The following is an 18,195-nucleotide window of genomic DNA, read 5'->3' on the forward strand; positions in this document are numbered from 1 at the left end:
GCCTGCCGGCCGCTTCCGTTCTGGTATACCAAGCGAAACGCCGAGATAAAGTCCTCCCTTCGGATCGGCAGGCTGCGCGTGGCTTTCCGCCGCCCGTCGGGCGCGGGTCACAGCAGGCGGGCGGCGGCCTCGATCAGATAAAGCGTACCCATCCCCGCCAGAATCGCTGCCACAACCGAGATTCTGAGCCCCGCGACCAGCGCCGCCAGCGCCGCGATCAGCCGGGCGGGGTCGGGGGTGCCGCCCGTTGCCTCGGGCCAGAGCACGAGCGGCGCGACCAGCGCCGGAAACACCGCGACGCCCACATATTTCAGGTGCAACAGCGCCCAGGGCGGCAGCGTCCGGCGGCCGAAGATCCCCAGAAAGGAAAACCGGATCAGGAAGGTCCCGACGGCAAGGGCCGCGGTCAGGCTCCAGAAGGCCGCGTCGGAGATCATGCCCGGCCCCTGCGTTGCAGAAGGCGTTCGGTCTGCGCGCCGGTGATCATCGCGACAAGTGCTGCGACCGGCAGGCCGAGGCTCCAGGGCAGCCAGGCCAGCGCCAGCGCCGCCAGCGCCGACACGAGCGCCGCGACCGCATGGGGCAGGGACCGGATCAGCGGCGCGGTCAGGGCGATGAAGCAGACCGGCACCGCGAAATCGAGCGAGAATTCCGCGGGGATCGCCTGTCCGACCAGCGCGCCGGTCAGCGTGCCGCCATACCAGAACGGGCAGATCAGGACCATGCAACCGAAGTAATAGGCCACGCGCGCCGCAGGCGTCATGGCGGGATGGGCCTCGTAGGTGCGGACCGCGACGGCGAAGGCCTGGTCGACCATCAGATAGGCCATCAGCGCCCGTACCCCCAGCCGCGCATGGCCGAGATAGGGCACGAGTGCGGCTGAATACATCGCCATCCGCAGATTGACCGCCAGGGCCGCCAGAAGTGCCACGAAGACCGGCGCGTGATCTTCCAGAAGCGCCAGCGCGGTGAATTGCGAGGCGCCCGCGATCACCAGCACCGACATCGCCATGGCCTGCAAGAGGTCCAACCCGGCATCCCGCGCCACCACCCCGAAGAGAAGCGAGAAGGGCACCACGATCAGGATGAACGGCGCGCAGTCGAGCGCCCCCTTCCGAAAGGCTTGTGCCTCGGTCACGGGCGCGCTCCGGGGACTGGTCGGGCACAAGATTTCGGGACCGGCCCCGGCGGTGGGGCCGACACGATGGCGCGGCGCTCGGTCACGACAAGGTCCTCCCTGAGCCATGGGGCATTCGGTGCGGATTGCCCTTGCATTTGGTATACCAGATCGGAATGCTGTGCCAAGGGCCGCCCGGGGTCTGGCCGCGCGGGACGCTGCGGCACCGCCCCGAAGCGGCGCAGGCCAGACGCCTCAGCGGTCGCAGACAGACGGCTGCCCGGCGGCAAGCGGAGGAAAGGCATGAGCGACACGCGCGCGAACAAGCGGTTCCGGTCTCAGGAATGGTTCGACAATCCCAACAACCCCGGCATGACCGCGCTGTATGTCGAGCGCTATCAGAACCAGACCTTCACCCGGGGCGAGCTGCAATCGGGCCGCCCGGTGATCGGCATCGCCAATAGCGGGTCGGATCTGGTGCCCTGCAACAAGATCCACGTCTTCCTGATGGACCGGATCAAGGCGGGCATCCGCGAGGCGGGCGGCGTGCCGATGGAATTTCCGGTCCATCCGCTGCAGGAGACCGGCAAGCGGCCGACGGCGGCGCTCGACCGCAACCTCGCCTATCTGGGGCTGGTCGAGATCCTGCATGGCTATCCGCTGGACGGGGTGGTGCTGACCACCGGCTGCGACAAGACCACGCCCGCGCTGCTGATGGGGGCGGCGACGGTCGACATTCCGGCGATTGCGCTCAATGGCGGACCGATGCTCGACGGCTGGTGGAAGGGCAAGCGCGCGGGTTCGGGCACCATCGTCTGGGAAAGCCGGCGCCTGCTGGCCGAGGGCAAGATCGACTATGACGAGTTCATGGATCGGGTCTGTTCCTCGGCGCCCTCGCTGGGGCATTGCAACACCATGGGTACGGCCTCGACGATGAACGCGATGGCCGAGGCGCTGGGCATGAGCCTGACCGGCAATGCCGCGATCCCCGCGCCCTTCCGCGAGCGGATGGCAATGGCCTACGAGACCGGCAAGCGGATCGTGCAGATGGTGCTGGACGATCTGAAACCCTCCGACATCCTGACCCGCGCGGCCTTCGAGAATGCCATCGTCGTCAACAGCGCCATCGGCGGCTCGACCAATGCGCCGCCGCATCTGCAGGCGATCGCGCGGCATGCGGGGGTCGAGCTGGACGTGACCGACTGGGAGACCATCGGCCATGACGTGCCGCTTCTGGTCAACATGCAGCCCGCGGGCGAATACCTGGGCGAGAGCTTCTTCCGGGCGGGCGGCGTGCCCGCGGTGATGGCCGAGCTGGCCCGGGCCGGAAGGCTGCACGTGGGCGCGATGACCGCGACCGGCAGGACCCTGGCCGAGAACCTCGAGGGGGTCCGGTCCGCCGACCCGGACGTGATCGCGCCCTATGACGCGCCCTTGCGGACGCAGGCCGGGTTCAAGGTGCTTTCGGGCAATCTGTTCGCTTCGGCGCTGATGAAGACCTCGGTGATTTCCGACGAGTTCCGCGCGCGCTTCCTGTCCGAGCCCGGCCGCGAGGGGGTGCATGAGGCCCGCGCCGTGGTCTTCGAGGGCCCCGAGGATTACCACGCCCGGATCAACGACCCCGAACTTGAGATCGACGAAAGCGCGATGCTTTTCATCCGCAATGTGGGCTGCGTCGGGTATCCGGGCTCGGCCGAGGTGGTGAACATGCAGCCGCCGGACGCGCTGGTGAAGAAGGGCGTCCGGCATCTGCCGACGGTCGGGGACGGGCGGCAGTCGGGGACCTCGGAAAGTCCCTCGATCCTGAACGCCTCGCCCGAGGCGGTGGTGGGGGGCGGGCTGGCTTTCCTGAAGACGGGCGACCGGGTGCGGCTGGACCTGAACGCCTCGCGGCTAGATGCGCTGGTCGATGAGGCGGAGTGGGAGCTGAGGCGCGAGGCCTGGGAGCCGCCCGAGATCGTGAGCCAGACCCCCTGGGAAGAGATCTACCGTGCCAATGTCGGCCAGCTGGCCGATGGCGGCTGTCTGGAACTGGCCACGGCCTATCGGCGGATCGCCCGCGATCTGCCGCGCGACAACCACTGAGGCAGGCATGGCGCGCAGCATCATCATCACCGGGGCCGGGCGGGGCATCGGCCGGGCGACCGCGCTGGCCTTTCTGGAGGCGGGCTGGCGGGTTGGACTGGCCGGGCGCGGGATTGCGGCGCTGGAGGCCGTGGCCGAGGGGCGGCCGGGCGCGCTGGTGCTGACCTGCGACGTGACCGACGAGGCTTCGGTCGAGGTTGCCTTCGACCGGGCGATGGCGGCCTGGGGGCGGATCGACGTTCTGTTCAACAATGCAGGCGTTTCGGTGCCGGGGGCGCCGGTTGACGAGATCGCGGTCGAGGACTGGCGGCGCTGCATCGAGGTGAACCTGACCGGCAGTTTTCTTTGCGCCCGGGCGGCCTTCGCCCGGATGCGGCGACAGGACCCGCCGGGCGGTCGGATCATCAATAACGGGTCGGTCTCGGCCCATGTGCCACGCTGGGGCTCGGTGCCCTATACCGCCTCGAAACACGCGATCACCGGGCTGACACGGTCGCTGGCGCTGGACGGGCGGGCCCATGGCATCGCCTGTGGGCAGATCGATATCGGCAATGCCCGGACCGACATGGCCGAGACCATGACCCGGGGCGTGCCGCAGGCCGACGGGAGCATTGCGGTCGAGCCGGTGATGGATGTGGCCCATGTGGCCGCGACGGTGCTGTTCATGGCAGGGCTGCCGCTTGAGGCCAATGTGCCCTTCCTGACGGTGATGGCGACGACGATGCCTTATATCGGCCGGGGCTGAGGTTATCCCGGTTTCGTCCCGCTGGCGCGGGCCGACCCGCCGGGGGCTTTGCCCCCGGACCCCCAGGGTATTTCTGCCAAGAAGAAGGCTTGGCCCAGGTCGCGCGGGGCCCAGGCGGCCAGCGCATCGCGGTCGATCTCGATCCCGAGACCGGGGCCGGTGGGATGGCGACGCGGCCCGCCTCGAGCAGGACAGGCGTCTTCACGATCTCGGCGAGGAACGGATTTCCGGTGCGGTCGAGGTCGAGCCAGGGATCGTTCGGCGCATGGCGCCGGGGCACCGGTGGCAGCAGCGCCAGCATTCGCAGCGAAGCGGCCAGGTGGACGCCGGGTCCCCAGACATGGGCGACGACGCGGATGCCTTCGGTTTCGGCGCAGGCCGCGATCCTGCGCATTTCGGTCAGCCCGCCGCAGCCGGTCACGTCGGGTTGCAGGATGTCGATGGCACCGGCGCGGATCGCCTGCGGATGGGCGTGGCGGGTGTGCCAGGTCTCGCCGCCCGCGACCGGGATCGGCTGGCCGCGCCGGACCTCGGCATAGGCACCGAGATGTTCGGGCAGGACCGGTTCCTCGAACCAGGCGATGTCGTATCGGGCGGCGGCGCGCCCGAGCCGGATCGCTTCGATCGCGTCATGGCCGTGATTGGTGTCGATCATCAGCGGGCGCGTTCCGAGGATCTGGCGCGCGGTGCGGATCGCGTCGAGATCGGCGTCATGGCCGAAGACGGTCTTGATCGTGGCGGCAGTGAAGCCCTCGGCCCGTGCGCGGTGGAGGTCTGCGCCAGGCGCGTCGATCCGGTCGCAGAGGCCGGGACGGAGGTCCGGTGGGCGCCGCCCGCCAGCGCGTGGACCGGCACCCCGTAATGCCGCCCGGCAATGTCCCCGAGCGCGATGTCGAGGGCCGATTGCGCGGTGACGCTCGGCCGCGCTGGCCCTGGTCGCGGAACTGGGTCGCGAGCCGCGTCCAGAGCGGCTCGATCGCCAGGGGGGCGCGGCCGCTCAGCCAGGGCGCCATCTCGGCGATCACGGCGGCATCGGTGCGGGCGGGGCCGAGCGCCTCGCCCCAGCCGGGGGGCCGTCCTCGCAGACGATCTCGACGAGGCAGGCCCAGCGGTCGCGGAAGGTCGAGAAGGCGCTTTCGAAGCCGGAATCGAGCCTCTGGTGCAGAAGATGCGGGCGGATCTCGGCGATCTTCACGGTCCCGATCGCTTCGCACCGCGCAGCTGCGCCCGTTCGCGGCGCCAGATGTAAAGTCCCGAGGCGATGATGATGGCGCCGCCGCAAAGCGTCCAGACCGTGGGCCAGGTGTCGAAGACGAGGATGCCCGCCAGCGCCGCGAGGAAAACCTGAAGATAGACGACAGGCGCCAGCAGCGAGGCATCGGCCAGCCGGTGGGCCTCGGTCGCGGCGATATGGCCGGCGGCGCCGAAGGCCCCGATCAGCAGGAAGACCGTCCAGTCGGTGCCGCCCTCGGGCCAGACCCAGCCGCCCGGAACGAAGGGCAGGATCGCCAGGGCCGCAAGCCCCGCCGACCAGATCTGCTGGGTCGAGATCGCCTCGATCCCGGCCAGTATCCGGGTCAGCACGAAGTAAAGCGAGGCCAGGGTCAGCGCCCCGAGGCTCAGCAGCATCGCCGGGTGGAAGGCCGCGCCCCAGGGCTGCATCACCACCGCGACGCCCAGAAAGCCCGTGCAGACCGCCGCGATCCGGCGCAGCCCGACCCGTTCGCCCAGCATCGGGATCGCCAGCAGCGTCACCGCGATGGGGCCCGCGAACATGATCGTGGTCGTCACCGTGATCGGCAGGTATTTCAGCGCCGCGAAATTGCAGACCGTGCTGCCCAGCAGGAAGACCGACCGCAGCACCTGACGCACCGGGCTGTTCGACCGCAGCGCCGCCAGCCCCTCGCGCGGCAGGAAGACCACCAGCGCCAGCAGGAAATGGATCAGATAGCGCGCGAAGACCACCTGCAGCGCGGGCAGCCCGGCGAGGATCAGCCATTTCGCCGAGCTGTCGATGCAGGTGAAGAAGGCGACCGCCAGTGCCATGGCCAGCACCCCGGTCAGCCTGCGATCCTCGCGCGGACGTCCGATCCCCATCGGGGCTCAGCCCACCGCCCAGCCGCCGTCGATCACATGGGTCTGGCCGGTGGTGAAGGCGCTTTCGTCCGACGCGAGATAGACCGCGAGATGGGCGATTTCGGCCGGGGTGCCGATCCGGCCCATCGGCTGGCGGGCGACGAAGGCGCGGTGGGCGGCCTCGTAATCGCCCATGGCGCGCAGGCGGTCGTGCAGCGAGGGGCTGTCGACCGTGCCCGGGCAGATCGCGTTCACCCGGATGCCGCGCGTGACATAGTCAAGCGCGACCGATTTCGTCATGCCGATCACCGCCGCCTTGGTCGCGCCGTAGACAAAGCGGTTGGGGGCCGCGACCAGCGACGAGACGACCGAGGCGATATTGACGATCGAGCCATGGCCGCGCTTGAGCATGCCCGGCAGTGCGGCCTGCATCGCATGGAACTGCGCGCGGACATTCAGCGCGACGGCGAAGTCGAACTCGTCGTCGGTGGCCTCGAGCAGCGTGCCCGCATGCACGATGCCCGCGCAATTGACCAGCACCTCGGGATCGGCCGCGCGGATCGCCTCGGTCAGGGCCGCCTTGTCGGTCACGTCCAGCCCGAAGGTTTCGGCCGTGAGACCCGTCAGCAGCGTCGGGTCGAGATCGGTCGCGACCACGATTGCGCCTTCCGCCGCGAAGGCCTCGGCGATGGCCCGGCCGATGCCCTGACCCGCGGCCGTCACGAAGGCGCGTTTTCCGTCCAGTCTCATGTCTGTCCCTTTTTTGAATGGGTTGCGATCCAGTCGGTCATCTGCGGCACCATCAGATCGCCCGCGCCCCCGTCGCGGGCGGCACGCAGGGCGGCATCGGTCGCGCCCGAGATCGGGCTTTCGCGTCCGAGATCCTCGGTCATGCGCCGGTAATAACCCACATCCTTGGCGGCATTCGCGACCGAGAAGGCCAGGTCGATCCGGCCTTCGACGGCATAGGCGCGGATGAAATCCATCATCCCCGATTTCAGCGGCCCGGCCGACATCACCGAATAAAGCGCCTCGCGCTCGATCCCGGCGGCATCGGCCATGGCGAAGGCCTCGGACATGGCGCAGGCGGTGGTCATGGCAAAGAAGTTGTTGATCAGCTTGATCGTGTGCCCGTTGCCGAGCTTGCCCAGATGAAAGACGTTCTCGCCGAGGATGTCGAGCACCGGCCTGACCCGGTCATAGGCGGCGCGCTCGCCCGCGCACATGATGTTCAGCAGCCCCTCGCGCGCCTGGGCGGGGGTGCGCCCCAGCGGCGCATCCAGATAGACGGCGCCCTTTTCGGCCAGATCGGCGCCGATCTTCAGCGTCGAGGCGGGCAGCGAGGTGCCGAAGTCGATCACCACCTGGCCCTCGCGCGCGCCTGCAAGGATGCCGTCGGGGCCGTAGATCCGGGCCTCGACCTGATCCGAGGTCCCCATGCACAGCATCACGATGTCGCTTTCCTCGGCCAGCGCCCGGCCCGAGGCGGCCTCGGTCGCGCCCTGCGCCAGCGCCTCGTCGATCCCCGAGCGGTCGCGATGGCCCAGCACCGTCAGTTCCATCCCGTTCTTCTGCAGGCATTCGACCATGGCCCGGCCCATGAGGCCGAGCCCGACGAAGCCGATCCTCGGATCATCCATATCCCTCTCCCGTTCCGGTCCCGTTCACATCACTGCGCCGATCTGCCAGGGCACGAATTCATGATCTCCGAGCCCCTGCGCCTCGGATTTCGTTCTCTCGCCGCTCGCGACCCGCAACCAAAGATCGTAGATCTCGCGCCCGACCTCCTCGACTGTGGCGCTGCCCTCAAGGATGCGGCCCGCATTCACGTCCATGTCCTCGGTCATCCGGGTGAACATCGCGCTGTTGGTGGCGATCTTGACGGTGGGGGCGGGTTTCGAGCCGAAGGCCGAGCCGCGGCCAGTGGTGAAGGCGACAAGGGTGCATCCCGAGGCGATCTGGCCTGTCACCGAGGCCGGGTCATAGCCGGGGCTGTCCATGAAGACGAAGCCCGTCTCGGCGATGGGCTCGGCATAGAGCAGCACGGCGGTCAGGGGCGTCGTGCCGCCCTTGGCGGCCGCGCCCAGCGATTTTTCAAGGATGGTGGTCAGCCCGCCGCGCTTGTTGCCGGGGCTCGGGTTGTTGTCCATCGAGCCGCGGTTGCGCGCGGTATAGTCCTCCCACCAGCGGATCAGGCCGATCAGCTTTTCGCCGGTGGCGCGGTCCTTGGCGCGGGCGGTCAGCAGATGTTCGGCGCCGTAGATTTCAGGCGTTTCCGCCAGAACGCCGGTGCCGCCCTGGGCGACCAGCAGGTCGCAGGCATGGCCCAAGGCCGGGTTCGCGGTGATCCCCGACCAAGCATCCGAGCCGCCGCATTGCAGCGCGACGGTCAGATCCGAGGTCGGGCAGGGCGTCCGGCGCGCGGCATCGACCAGCGGCAGCATCGCCTCGATCCGCGCGATGCCCTCCTCGACGGTGCGGCGCAGCCCGCCCGTGTCCTGGATCGTCATGTGCTGGAACAAGGGCCCCGGGGTCAGGCCGAAAGCCTCGATCAGCCAGTCGATCTGCATCGTCTCGCAGCCCAGCCCGGCCATCAGCACGCCGCCGACATTGGGGTTGCGGGCATAGCCCCAGATCACCCGTTGCAGCGCCTCGAAGCCCTCGCCCGATCCGGCCATGCCGCAGCCGGTGCCATGAACGAAGGCCGCGACGCCGTCGACATTCGGGTAGGGCGCCAGCCTTTCTGGGGTGAAATGCGCGGCGATCCGGTGCGCGGCGGTGGCCGAGCAGTTGACCGAGGTCAGCACCGCGATGAAGTTCCGCGTGCCGACCCGGCCGGTCGGGCGGCGATAGCCCATGAAGCGGTCCGCCGCCGGTGCGGGCGCGGCCGGGCGCAGGTTGGTCGCGAAGGCATAGTCGGCCCCGACCGCGCGGAAGGCCAGATTGTGGCTATGGACATGGGCGCCGGGCGCGATGTCTTCGGCGGCATAGCCGATCACCTGGGCGTATTTCAGGACCGGCGCGCCCTTGGCGATCGCCTCGGTCGCCATCTTGTGGCCCATCGGGATGACCTCTGTCGCGCCCGCCTCGCCCGGGGAAAGCGCCGTGGCGGCGGTGACCACATTGTCGGCCTCGGACAGTCTGACGGTCTTCATGGCGTCTCCTCCGGGCCGGTCCCGCAGATGTGCGGCGCCCCCCTCACAGGAACAGCGTCACGATGGGCGGCCAGATCAGCAGGACCGACAAAGCGAGGATCTGCAAGCCGATGAAGGGCAGGAAGCCGCTGAAGATGTCGGTCAGCGAAATCTCGGGCGGGGCCACCGATTTCAGATAGAAGGCGGCGGGGCCGAAGGGCGGCGAGAGAAAGCTCACCTGCATGTTCATGCAGAAGACGACGCCGAACCAGATCGCCACATGCCGGGGGTCGAGCTGGCCAAGCACGCCGATCTCGGCCGGGGGCAGCTTCAGCACGATGGGCAGGAAGACCGGCATGATCAGCAGCACGATGCCGACCCAGTCCATGAACATGCCCATGACGAGGAAGATCAGCATCATGACGAGGATGATGCCCATGGTCGGCATGTCCGCCCCGACGATCAGGTTCGCGACATAGTTCGGCCCGCCCGCCAGCGTATAGGCCGCGGCCAGCGCGGCCGCGCCGATGGTCACCCAGATGATGGTGCCGGTCGAGCGCAGCGTGCGCATCAGGCTGTCCCAGACGATCTCGAAGGTCATCTCGCGCCGGATCAGCCCGATCGCGAAGACCGCGACGACGCCCATGCCCGCGGCCTCGGTGATGCCGGTGATGCCGCCATAGATCGAGCCCAGAACCACCCCGATCACCACTGTCGGCGCGACCAGTCCCTTGCCCATCTGCCAGCCCGCGCGGGTCCGCTCTGGCCCGACGGCCAGATGGATCGCGGCCAGCGCCAGCGCCAGCGCGCCCACCAGCCAGGGAATGTCCGACACCATGCCAAGGAAAATGGGCGCGACACCCTCTTGCACGCGATTGGCGCCGGTCGCCGTCAGGAAGGCCACCCGCACCAGCAGCGCGCCCGCGATCCACAGCGTCATGCGGGCAAGGAAGCCCAGAAACATCAGCGCCTTCTCGCGCCCGGCCGGGTCGCCCGGATCGGCCGGTGGCAGGGGGGCGAGGCCGGGGTTCAGCCGCGTCCGCACCAGAATGTAGATCAGGAAGAACGAGGCCAGCATGAAGCCCGGCAGGAAGGACGCGGTGAACAGCGCCTTGATCGAGGTCTCGGTCACGAGCCCGTAGAAGATCAGCACGATCGAGGGCGGGATCATGGTGCCCAGCGAGCCCGAGGCGCAGATCGTGCCGATGGCGAGGTTCCGGTCATAGCCCAGCCGCAGCATCTGCGGGAGTGCGATCAGGCCCAGCAGCACGACCTCGCCGCCGATGATCCCCGACATGGCCGCCATGATCACCGCCATGATCGAGGTCACGACCGCGATGCCGCCCCGGGTCCGCGACAGCCACATGTTCAGCGAGGAATACATGTCGCGCGCGATGCCGGAGCGTTCCAGCAGCGCCGCCATGAAGATGAAAAGCGGGATCGAGATCAGCACGTAATTCGTCATCTGCCGGTAGATCGCCTGACCCAGCACCGCGAAAGGGCCGCGCCCGAAATCGCGAAACAGCAGATCGGGGCCGAATTTCATCACCAGCGTCGCGACCGCCAGAAAGGCCGAGGCAAAGCCCAGCGGCATTCCAATGGCCAGCAGAGCGAACATTCCCAGCAGCAGGATCAGGCTGATCGTCCCGATATCCGAGACCTTCATCCAGCCGAAGTCGAGGATCAGCTCCATCTCAGTCCTCCAGCGTCCGGCGGATATTGGCGATCTCGGTCTCGTCGATATCGTCGAGCGCGGAATGGTATTCGGGCGGGCGGTTCCAGTCGGCGATCAGGTTCGACAACGCCTGCAGCGCGACCAGCCCGATGACGATCAGGATGGCGGGCTTGATGGTGGCCGGAAGCGGCGGGTCCCAGGCGGTGCCGAAGGTTTCCATCCGGGCGAATTTGGTGACCGCCTCGCCATAGCCGCCCCAGAGAAGGCAGAGGAAGAAGCCCCAGATCAGCCCGACCGAGACCACGTCGGCCGCCTTCTGCAACGGCCGGGGCAGCAGGTCGTAGATCACATAGATGCGGATATGGCTGCGCTGCTGCATGGCATAGAGCCCGGCCAGCAGGAAGATGAACCCGGCGATCCACAGCGACAGTTCATTGGCCCAGAGCGTCGGTTTTTCAAAGACATAGCGCGCAACGACCTCGTAGATCATCACCACGACGACGCAGATGATGCCGATCATCGCCAGCCGGGACATCACGAGTGCCACGATGTCCATCGGCCCGGTCGGCGGGCGTTCGATGGCGCCTTTCCGGTCCGACAGGTGCAGTGCCGCGAACAGCATCGCGGCCGCGAGGCTGCCCAGCATCAGCGGCACCTCGGGCCGACCCTCGGGGCGCAGCATCTCGAACATGCCGACCGGTTCGGCGCGCCAGACCTGGCCCGCGATCAGCCAGAGCGCCATCGCGGCGGCAGCCGCGCCCGAGACGATCATCGCTGCTTTCACCGCCGGGCCAAGAGGCCCCAGCCAGACGCCGTCCTTTTCCTGCATGCCGTTCCGTCTCCCTCCGGATCGGCGCGCCCCGGCCATGGCCCGGGGCGCGCGGAATGGCGGACCTAGTCGGCGATCAGGCCAAGCTGGGTCAGATAGGCCTTGTGGCTGTCGACCAGCGCCTTGGCCTCGGGCGATTTGTCGGCCCAGACGTCCCAGGCGGCCTGAGCTGCCTTGCGGAAGGTGGCGCGGTCCTCGGCCGACCAGTCATGCAGCGTCACGCCCTTTTCGGTCAGCCGCGCCGCGGCCTCGGCATTGGCCTTCTCGAAATACAGCGCAGACCGCAGCGCGAGCTTTTCCATCGCCACTTCGACGATCCGCCGCTGCTGCTCGGTCAGCCCGTCCCAGACTGCCTTGTTGCAGGCCAGATGGTCGGACGGCATCGAATGGAAGCCCGGATAGGTGGCGTGGTTCGCCAGATCGAACAGCCCGATCGACTCGTCGTTCGAAAGCCCCGAATAGTCGGTGCCCTCGATGATGCCGGTCTCCATCGCGGTGAAGACCTCGGTGAAGTCCATCACGATGGGCGAGGCGCCGAGATTGGCGAAGATCTCGGTTTCCATCCCCGGGGGCGAGCGGAATTTCCAGTCCTTCAGATCGTCCGGCCCGGCAATGGGCGTCGAGGAGACCAGCGATTCCTGGCCATAGACCCACCAGCCGATCAGCTGCATGCCGAATTCGTTGTAAAGCGTCTGTGCCTGTTCCAGCCCGCCGCCGTAGTAAAGCCAGGACAGCTGCTGATAGGGCGTGTCATAGCCGCCCATGATGTCGCCCACGAACTGGAATCCCGGGTTCTTGCCGGTCTGGTAGGCGCCGCCGGTCATGTCGCAGTCGAGAATGCCGTTGGCGGCGGCGTCGAAGGTCTCGACCGTCGCGACCACCGACGAGGCATAGAACATCTCGATGTCGATGGACCCGCCCGACATCGTCTCGACATCCTCGACGAACTGGGCGGCCAGTTTGCCCGAGGTCTGTTCGGGGTTGTAATGGGTCTGGATGCGCAGCGTCACGTCCTGGGCCGCCGCAGGCAGAGCTGCCCCAGCGGCAAGCGCCACCGCGGCCAGCATCGGTCTCGGATTCATGGTGTCTCCTCCCTGGATGGGGCTCCCCCCGGTTTGCGGGCCGTCTCTCCCCCGGCTCGCGATGGTGCCTTGTGAGGTGAGGCTAGCCGAAGCGCCACGGCCCGATCAACCATTTTGGTATACCAAATGGGCGAAAGGTGCTTCTGGCAAGGTCCGCAGCGGCCGGCAGGGGGGCAGGGGCGCGACACGGCGTCGGACCTGGTGGCCTCGACAAGTCCGGTTTCGTTGGTATACCAAATGGAAAGACAGGGGCCACGCGCCCGCTCCCGGCCGGACGGCCGGGGCCGAAGGAGCAGTCGCGACATGGCGGAACAGACCCGCGCCGAGGACATCGCGAACCGGTTGCGCCGCAGCATCCTGCACGGGACGCTGCCCCCCGGCGCGCCGATCAAGGAGCGCGACACCGCCGCCGAGATGGGGGTCAGCCGCACGCCGATGCGCGAGGCGATCCGGATCATCGCCAATGAGGGGCTGGTGCTCCTGCGTCCGGCGCGCAGCCCCGTCGTCGCCAGCCCGACGCTGGCCGAGGTCCGGGACGCCATCGAGGTCCTGTCGGCGCTCGAGATGCTGTCGGTCCGGCTGGCCTGCGACCGGGCGAGCGAGGCCGATCTGGACGAGATCCGGCGGCTGGAACGCGAGCTTTCGGACAATTTCACGACGCTTGACGACATCGACCGGTTCGAGGTGGACATGGCCTTTCACCTCGCGATCGTCCGGGCCGCACATAATCCGGCGCTGGCCGAGACGCACCAATCCTATCTGGGGCGGCTTTGGCGGGCGCGGTTCCTGTCGGCGCGCCGCAAAAGCTCGCGCGACAGCGTGGTCAGCCAGCACCGGGCCATCGTCGCGGGGCTCGAGGCCCGCGACAGCGCGGCGGCGCAGGCCAGCCTGCAGGCGCATCTGGACCGGCTTCTGGCCAATGTGCGCGCCTTTTTCGAAACCGGGACCGAGACTGAAATCGGGCCGGACCCCTCCGACGCGGACTGACGGCGGGCGGGTCCGGGGCAATCCACAACAGGGAGACGCGAATGAAACTCTTGCGCTATGGCGAGGCGGGGTCGGAAAAGACCGGGCTTCTGGATGCGGCGGGCCGGGTCCGGGACCTGTCGGCCCATGTGCCCGACCTGTCGGGGGCGGCGGTCGCCATCGCGGCGCTCGACCGGCTGAGGGGACTCGACCCCGAGACGCTGCCGCTGGTCGAGGCGCCGGGCCGCATCGGCGCCTGCCTGTCGCGGGTGCCGAACTTCTTCTGCGTCGGGCTCAACTACGCGCGCCACGCCGCCGAAACCGGGGCCGAGCCGCCGAAAGAGCCGATCCTCTTCTCGAAGGCCAGTTCGGCGCTGTCGGGGCCCTATGACCCGGTGGTGATCCCGCGCGACTCGGTCAAGAGCGACTGGGAGGTCGAGCTGGGCGTGGTGATCGGGCGCGACACGCTTTACGTGTCCGAGGCCGAGGCGCTGGACCATGTGGCGGGCTATTGCGTCATCAACGACGTGTCGGAACGCGCCTTCCAGATCGAGCGCGGCGGCCAGTGGGTCAAGGGCAAGTCGGCGCCGACCTTTGGCCCGACCGGCCCCTGGCTGGTGACCGCCGACGAGGTGGCCGACCCGCAGGCGCTGGGGCTGAGCCTCGCGCTGAACGGCCAGACCGTGCAGGACAGCCGCACCGACGACATGATCTTCTCGGTGGCCGAGATCGTGTCCTACATGAGCCGCTTCATGGCTTTGCAGCCCGGCGACATCATCGCGACCGGCACGCCGTCTGGCGTCGGCATGGGCATGAAGCCGCAACGCTTCCTGCGCCCCGGCGACGTGATGGAGCTGACGGTCGAGGGGCTCGGGACCCAGAGGCAGGACGTGGTGGCGGCGGACTGAGCAGCCGACACCCCGCCGGACGGGCGCTTCGGGTCGGGGCCGAGCCTCGGGCCGATGTCCGCCCGGACGACGGGGCCGAAGAGGGGGGCAAATACAGATCCGCGCGGCTCGGCGACGCCCCGGCGGACGGGGGAAACGCCCGCAGGCATGGCGGCCCCGTCGGGCGGTGCAGGCCTGGGCTTCAGGTATGCGCGGCCTCGCTCGGCTCCAGGCGGCCGGTCCGCTCATGGGCCGCGATCAGCCCCGCCAGGGTCAGCCGGTCGCCCGCCAGCGCCTCGACATCGGCGCCCTGGGATGCCAGCGCGCTGGCATAAAGCTCCGAGACCCGCTCGGTGCCCAGCACCGCGACCGGCCGGTTGTGCCACCAGGTGCGCATGGCGCCGATATCGCAGCCGACCATCAGCCCCGACAGTCGCGCCCGGGCAAGGCCCGGGGTCGGGTTGCTCAGCAGCGCCGAGGCACGGATCCCGAAGATCGAACTGACGATGGTTTCGGGGTGGCGCGTGCTTTCGTCGACCGCGTTGCGGAAGGCGGCCTCGTCCCAGCTGTCGTCCATCATGTGGCGCAGGACCGATTGCCGGGCGATCAGCCCGTAGATCTCGCCGGTCATCATGGTGCGGAAGCCCTGCACGATGCCGTGGCGCAGCCGCACCCATTTGCCATGCAGGCCGGGCATGCACAGCACCCCGTCGAAGGACGCGCGATCCAGCAGGAAGCCCGCGATCCGGGTCTCCTCGCCGCGCATGACATCGGGCGGATCGATCTGGCCAAGCCCCGGCAGGATGCCGACCGAGATCCGCGAATCGAGGCTTGGGGCGGGCATCGGGGGCGCGGCATGCGGGGCGCAGGGCACCATCTCGTGCGGCACCTCGACCCAGCCCTTGCGGGCGCCCGCCTGACCGCAGATCAGGACCGGCGTCACCTCGTCGGGCGGCAGCATCCCGCTTGCGAGGGTCAGCAGCGCGGGTTCGAAGTCGCGTGGTCCAAGCCGCGAGACCCCCTGATCCGAGGCGCCTTCGGTCAGGACCTTGCGTCCCGCCATCGCCCAGATCCTCAGCGAGGACGGGCCCCAGGCGGCGGCGATCCAGCGCGGCGCGGTCATCTTGGCCCCGCCGGATGTCGCGCGCGGCGGGGCCGCTGCGGCGGGGGTCCGGACGCTGGCCTGCCGGGCGGCGCTCCGTTATGCGCGGAGGACGGGCACGGATCGCGCCGGGGTCCGCGCGGTGTCATGGCGGATCTCCTGGGCCGGTGCGGCGGACGTGAAAGCGCGACACCTGCCGATAGACCTCTCCCGGTCGCAGAAGCACGGACGGGAAATCGGGCCGGTTCGGCGCATCGGGCCAGCCCTGGGGTTCCAGCGCGATCCCGGCATGGGCGTCATAGGGCCGCCCCTCGTGCCCCGGCACCGGGGCCGTGGCCAGGCCGCCGCCATCGTAGACCTGCAGCCCGGGGGCGGTCGTCGTCACCTCCAGCTCGACGCCCGGGACCGAGAGACGGCAGGCCGGGCGCAGCGCTGCGGCGCTGTCCCCGAGGCAGAAGTTGTGATCGAGCGGCGGCGCCTCGCGCGCCAGCACGGCATCGAGAACCGGGCGCGGCGTGCAAAAGTCGAACCGGGTGCCCGCGACCGGCGCAGGCGGCCCTTGCGGGATCAATGCGTCATCGACGGGCAGATAGCGCGCCGCCGCGACCTGAAGCCGGTGGCGGTCGAGGCTGCCGCTGCCATCGAGGCACCAGTAGCTGTGATGGGCGAGGTTGCAGAAGGTGGGCGCGCCGCTGCGGCCTTCCAGCCGGATTTCCAGCGCCCCCGCCGCATCGACCAGATAGCTTGCCCGAAGATCGAGCGGGCCGGGCAGGCCGCCGGTGCCTTCGGGCAGGGACAGGCTGAGCGTGCAGGCGGCGGGGCTGTCGGCCTCGAGCCGCCAGTTGCGGCTGGCGGTTCCCGCGGTTCCGCCATGCAGCATTCTGCGCCCGGCCTCGTTGCGCTCAAGCGTCAGGATCCGCCCGTCCAGGGGCGCGCGGCCTCCGGCGATCCGGTTCGCGACCGGACCGACGATGGCCCCGAAATAGCGCATCGGTCCCAGATAGGGGGCGAAGGCCTCCGAGCCCAGCACCAGCGCATGGGGCAGGCCCTCGATCCTGAGGTCCATCAGCGAGGCGCCCCAGGTCATGATGCGGGCCCGGGTTCCGGCCTGTCCGATCCAGATCGCGCGCACCGGGCTGCCGTCCGGCGCGCTGGCCAGCCGGTCGATCCTGGGCAGGGTGGGCGTTGCTGTGAACATGCGAAGGGTGCCCCGGACTCGCTGTCGGAACCCCGCGCCGGTCGGTCGCACGCGTTGCGCGGGATTCGCCCCCAAGGGTCCGCGACAATTGCCCCTGACGCAAGAGACTTCTCGCAAAAGTTGCGCGTCGGGGCGCTCTGGGCGAATGAAATGTCCTTTCGAGCCGCCCGTCGGACGGCTCGGGGGCATCCGGCTCGGTCCGGCAAGGCCCGGCAAGGATCGTCCGGATGGCCCCGGCGGGTCGGGTCAGGCGGCCTCGAAGCTCAGATGCACCTTGACCGCGCGGCTGCGGTCGCCCGCGGCCTCGAAGGCCTCCTGCGCGTCTTCCAGCGGATAGGTGGCCGTCACCATCGGGCGGACGTCGATCCGGCCCGAGCCGATGGCCGCGACCGCATCGGCGAATTCGGGGTGGAAGCGGTGGGTGCCGCGCACCTGGATCTCCTTGCCGACGATCAGGTTCAGCGGCACCGGGGTCTCGCCCGCGACGCCGACCTGCACGAGGATGCCGCGCGGACGCAGCGTGGCGATGGCCTGACCGATGGCGGGGGCGGCGGCCGAGCATTCGAAGACCACGTCGAACTGGCCCTTGTCGGCGCCATAGGGCTCCATCGCGGCCGGGTCGCGGGCGATGTTGACGATGCGCGTCGCGCCCATCTGCAGCGCGACCTCAAGCGGCCGGTCCTGCAGGTCGGTCACCACCACCTCGGCGGCGCCGCCTTCGGCCGCCGCGGCCGCGCAAAGCGACCCGATGGGGCCTGCGCCCGTCACCAGCACCGACTTGCCTGTCAGATCGCCCGCGATCCGCCGGGCATGCAGGCAGACCGCCAGCGGCTCGGAACAGGCGGCCTGGGTCAGCGAGATCCCCTCGGCCACCGGCAGGCATTGCTGGGCACCGATCACGATCCGGTCGCGGAACAACCCCTGTTCATGGGGGAAGCGCATGGCCGAGCCGCGAAAGCGCATCTCGAGGCAGTGGTTGAACATGCCTTGCTGGCAGTAAATGCAGCTGCCGCAGGGTTGCGAGGGGTTCAGCGCCACCATTTGCCCCTCGGCCAGCCCGGTCACGCCGGCGCCAAGCGCGATCACCGTGCCTGCCGCCTCGTGGCCCAGCACGATCGGTTCGCGCACCCGGACCGGGCCGAAGCCGCCATCGTGGTAGTAATGCAGATCCGACCCGCAGATCCCGCCCGCGCCGACCGCGACCAGCACCTCGCCGGGGCCGGGACCCTCCAGCGGCAGGGTCTCGATGCGGATGTCGTGGGGGGCGTGCAGGCGGCAGACGCGGGTGTCCATGGAAAG

General features: G+C 69.1%; 18 protein-coding genes. 4 read left to right on the forward strand and 14 right to left on the reverse strand.

All coding sequences use genetic code 11. From position 1 onward, the window contains the following. Positions 1-107 precede the first annotated feature (107 nt). Together C8N38_RS01425 and C8N38_RS01430 are read right to left on the reverse strand one after the other, a co-directional pair. On the reverse strand, positions 108-437 hold the full coding sequence (locus tag C8N38_RS01425; RefSeq protein WP_108023184.1) for an AzlD domain-containing protein: 330 nt from the start codon (positions 435-437) through the stop codon (positions 108-110). Beyond that, on the reverse strand, positions 434-1,138 hold the full coding sequence (locus C8N38_RS01430; RefSeq protein WP_112316829.1) for an AzlC family ABC transporter permease: 705 nt from the start codon (positions 1,136-1,138) through the stop codon (positions 434-436). The genes C8N38_RS01425 and C8N38_RS01430 overlap by 4 nt, the downstream gene beginning before the upstream one ends. 282 nt (positions 1,139-1,420) lie before the next feature. Here C8N38_RS01430 and C8N38_RS01435 point away from each other — a divergent pair, with 282 nt between their 5' ends. Together C8N38_RS01435 and C8N38_RS01440 are read left to right on the forward strand one after the other, a co-directional pair. Further along, the gene (locus tag C8N38_RS01435) at positions 1,421-3,202 is read left to right on the forward strand and encodes an IlvD/Edd family dehydratase (protein ID WP_108023188.1); all 1,782 of its coding nucleotides are present in this window, start codon (positions 1,421-1,423) and stop codon (positions 3,200-3,202) included. 7 nt (positions 3,203-3,209) lie between these two features. Continuing rightward, positions 3,210-3,947 (forward strand): SDR family oxidoreductase, encoded by a 738-nt coding sequence (locus C8N38_RS01440; protein ID WP_108023190.1) that lies wholly within the window; start codon positions 3,210-3,212, stop codon positions 3,945-3,947. Here C8N38_RS01440 and C8N38_RS21765 read toward each other — a convergent pair. The 9 genes from C8N38_RS21765 to C8N38_RS01480 all read right to left on the reverse strand — a co-directional run bounded on the left by C8N38_RS21765 (position 3,865) and on the right by C8N38_RS01480 (position 12,743). Beyond that, complete coding sequence (locus C8N38_RS21765; protein ID WP_342750283.1) at positions 3,865-4,851, reverse strand: mandelate racemase/muconate lactonizing enzyme family protein; 987 nt, start codon at positions 4,849-4,851, stop codon at positions 3,865-3,867. The genes C8N38_RS01440 and C8N38_RS21765 overlap by 83 nt on opposite strands. Before the next feature lie 117 nt (positions 4,852-4,968). Next, positions 4,969-5,142, reverse strand: coding sequence for a hypothetical protein (locus tag C8N38_RS21770; protein WP_245895472.1), 174 nt, complete (start codon positions 5,140-5,142; stop codon positions 4,969-4,971). Continuing rightward, on the reverse strand, positions 5,139-6,044 hold the full coding sequence (locus C8N38_RS01450; protein ID WP_108023192.1) for a DMT family transporter: 906 nt from the start codon (positions 6,042-6,044) through the stop codon (positions 5,139-5,141). The genes C8N38_RS21770 and C8N38_RS01450 overlap by 4 nt, the downstream gene beginning before the upstream one ends. 6 nt (positions 6,045-6,050) lie before the next feature. Beyond that, complete coding sequence (locus C8N38_RS01455; RefSeq protein ID WP_108023194.1) at positions 6,051-6,773, reverse strand: SDR family oxidoreductase; 723 nt, start codon at positions 6,771-6,773, stop codon at positions 6,051-6,053. Continuing rightward, on the reverse strand, positions 6,770-7,663 hold the full coding sequence (locus C8N38_RS01460; RefSeq protein ID WP_108023196.1) for an NAD(P)-dependent oxidoreductase: 894 nt from the start codon (positions 7,661-7,663) through the stop codon (positions 6,770-6,772). Before C8N38_RS01460 ends, C8N38_RS01455 begins: the two co-directional genes overlap by 4 nt. A gap of 24 nt (positions 7,664-7,687) precedes the next feature. Then, positions 7,688-9,178: a UxaA family hydrolase gene (locus C8N38_RS01465; RefSeq protein ID WP_108023198.1), complete on the reverse strand. Its 1,491-nt coding sequence runs from the start codon at positions 9,176-9,178 to the stop codon at positions 7,688-7,690. 43 nt (positions 9,179-9,221) lie between these two features. After that, the gene (locus C8N38_RS01470; RefSeq protein ID WP_215731065.1) at positions 9,222-10,850 is read right to left on the reverse strand and encodes a TRAP transporter large permease; all 1,629 of its coding nucleotides are present in this window, start codon (positions 10,848-10,850) and stop codon (positions 9,222-9,224) included. Between the two features lies 1 nt (position 10,851). Next, positions 10,852-11,661: a TRAP transporter small permease subunit gene (locus C8N38_RS01475; protein ID WP_108023199.1), complete on the reverse strand. Its 810-nt coding sequence runs from the start codon at positions 11,659-11,661 to the stop codon at positions 10,852-10,854. A gap of 65 nt (positions 11,662-11,726) precedes the next feature. Continuing rightward, the gene (locus C8N38_RS01480; RefSeq protein WP_108023202.1) at positions 11,727-12,743 is read right to left on the reverse strand and encodes a TRAP transporter substrate-binding protein; all 1,017 of its coding nucleotides are present in this window, start codon (positions 12,741-12,743) and stop codon (positions 11,727-11,729) included. 303 nt (positions 12,744-13,046) lie between these two features. Here C8N38_RS01480 and C8N38_RS01485 point away from each other — a divergent pair, with 303 nt between their 5' ends. Both C8N38_RS01485 and C8N38_RS01490 read left to right on the forward strand, forming a co-directional pair. Further along, positions 13,047-13,730 (forward strand): GntR family transcriptional regulator, encoded by a 684-nt coding sequence (locus tag C8N38_RS01485; protein WP_108023203.1) that lies wholly within the window; start codon positions 13,047-13,049, stop codon positions 13,728-13,730. 41 nt (positions 13,731-13,771) lie between these two features. Next, positions 13,772-14,617 carry a fumarylacetoacetate hydrolase family protein gene (locus C8N38_RS01490; protein ID WP_108023205.1) on the forward strand — a complete coding sequence of 282 codons (846 nt, stop codon included), beginning with the start codon at positions 13,772-13,774 and terminating at the stop codon, positions 14,615-14,617. Between the two features lie 181 nt (positions 14,618-14,798). On the opposite strand, the gene C8N38_RS01495 is transcribed toward C8N38_RS01490, so the two are convergent. From C8N38_RS01495 to C8N38_RS01505, 3 genes are all read right to left on the reverse strand, one after another. Beyond that, positions 14,799-15,719 carry a 2-dehydro-3-deoxygalactonokinase gene (locus tag C8N38_RS01495; RefSeq protein WP_108023207.1) on the reverse strand — a complete coding sequence of 307 codons (921 nt, stop codon included), beginning with the start codon at positions 15,717-15,719 and terminating at the stop codon, positions 14,799-14,801. Positions 15,720-15,843: 124 nt separating this feature from the next. After that, positions 15,844-16,896: an aldose epimerase family protein gene (locus C8N38_RS01500; protein WP_108023209.1), complete on the reverse strand. Its 1,053-nt coding sequence runs from the start codon at positions 16,894-16,896 to the stop codon at positions 15,844-15,846. Between the two features lie 246 nt (positions 16,897-17,142). Then, entirely contained in the window at positions 17,143-18,189 is a 1,047-nt protein-coding gene (locus C8N38_RS01505) for an L-idonate 5-dehydrogenase (RefSeq protein WP_108023210.1), read from the reverse strand. Positions 18,190-18,195 lie beyond the last annotated feature (6 nt).

Source organism: Rhodovulum kholense (genome assembly GCF_003053725.1).
In the GTDB taxonomy this organism is placed as follows: Bacteria; Pseudomonadota; Alphaproteobacteria; order Rhodobacterales; family Rhodobacteraceae; genus Rhodovulum; species Rhodovulum kholense.

Coding starts and splice junctions, on each gene's coding strand:
- C8N38_RS01425 (WP_108023184.1), bottom strand. CDS start 437: ATGATCTCCGACGCGGCCTTCTGGAGCCTGACCGCGGCCCTTGCCGTC.
- C8N38_RS01435 (WP_108023188.1), top strand. CDS start 1,421: ATGAGCGACACGCGCGCGAACAAGCGGTTCCGGTCTCAGGAATGGTTC.
- C8N38_RS01440 (WP_108023190.1), top strand. CDS start 3,210: ATGGCGCGCAGCATCATCATCACCGGGGCCGGGCGGGGCATCGGCCGG.
- C8N38_RS01450 (WP_108023192.1), bottom strand. CDS start 6,044: ATGGGGATCGGACGTCCGCGCGAGGATCGCAGGCTGACCGGGGTGCTG.
- C8N38_RS01455 (WP_108023194.1), bottom strand. CDS start 6,773: ATGAGACTGGACGGAAAACGCGCCTTCGTGACGGCCGCGGGTCAGGGC.
- C8N38_RS01460 (WP_108023196.1), bottom strand. CDS start 7,663: ATGGATGATCCGAGGATCGGCTTCGTCGGGCTCGGCCTCATGGGCCGG.
- C8N38_RS01465 (WP_108023198.1), bottom strand. CDS start 9,178: ATGAAGACCGTCAGACTGTCCGAGGCCGACAATGTGGTCACCGCCGCC.
- C8N38_RS01470 (WP_215731065.1), bottom strand. CDS start 10,850: ATGGAGCTGATCCTCGACTTCGGCTGGATGAAGGTCTCGGATATCGGG.
- C8N38_RS01475 (WP_108023199.1), bottom strand. CDS start 11,661: ATGCAGGAAAAGGACGGCGTCTGGCTGGGGCCTCTTGGCCCGGCGGTG.
- C8N38_RS01480 (WP_108023202.1), bottom strand. CDS start 12,743: ATGAATCCGAGACCGATGCTGGCCGCGGTGGCGCTTGCCGCTGGGGCA.
- C8N38_RS01485 (WP_108023203.1), top strand. CDS start 13,047: ATGGCGGAACAGACCCGCGCCGAGGACATCGCGAACCGGTTGCGCCGC.
- C8N38_RS01490 (WP_108023205.1), top strand. CDS start 13,772: ATGAAACTCTTGCGCTATGGCGAGGCGGGGTCGGAAAAGACCGGGCTT.
- C8N38_RS01495 (WP_108023207.1), bottom strand. CDS start 15,719: ATGACCGCGCCGCGCTGGATCGCCGCCGCCTGGGGCCCGTCCTCGCTG.
- C8N38_RS01500 (WP_108023209.1), bottom strand. CDS start 16,896: ATGTTCACAGCAACGCCCACCCTGCCCAGGATCGACCGGCTGGCCAGC.
- C8N38_RS01505 (WP_108023210.1), bottom strand. CDS start 18,189: ATGGACACCCGCGTCTGCCGCCTGCACGCCCCCCACGACATCCGCATC.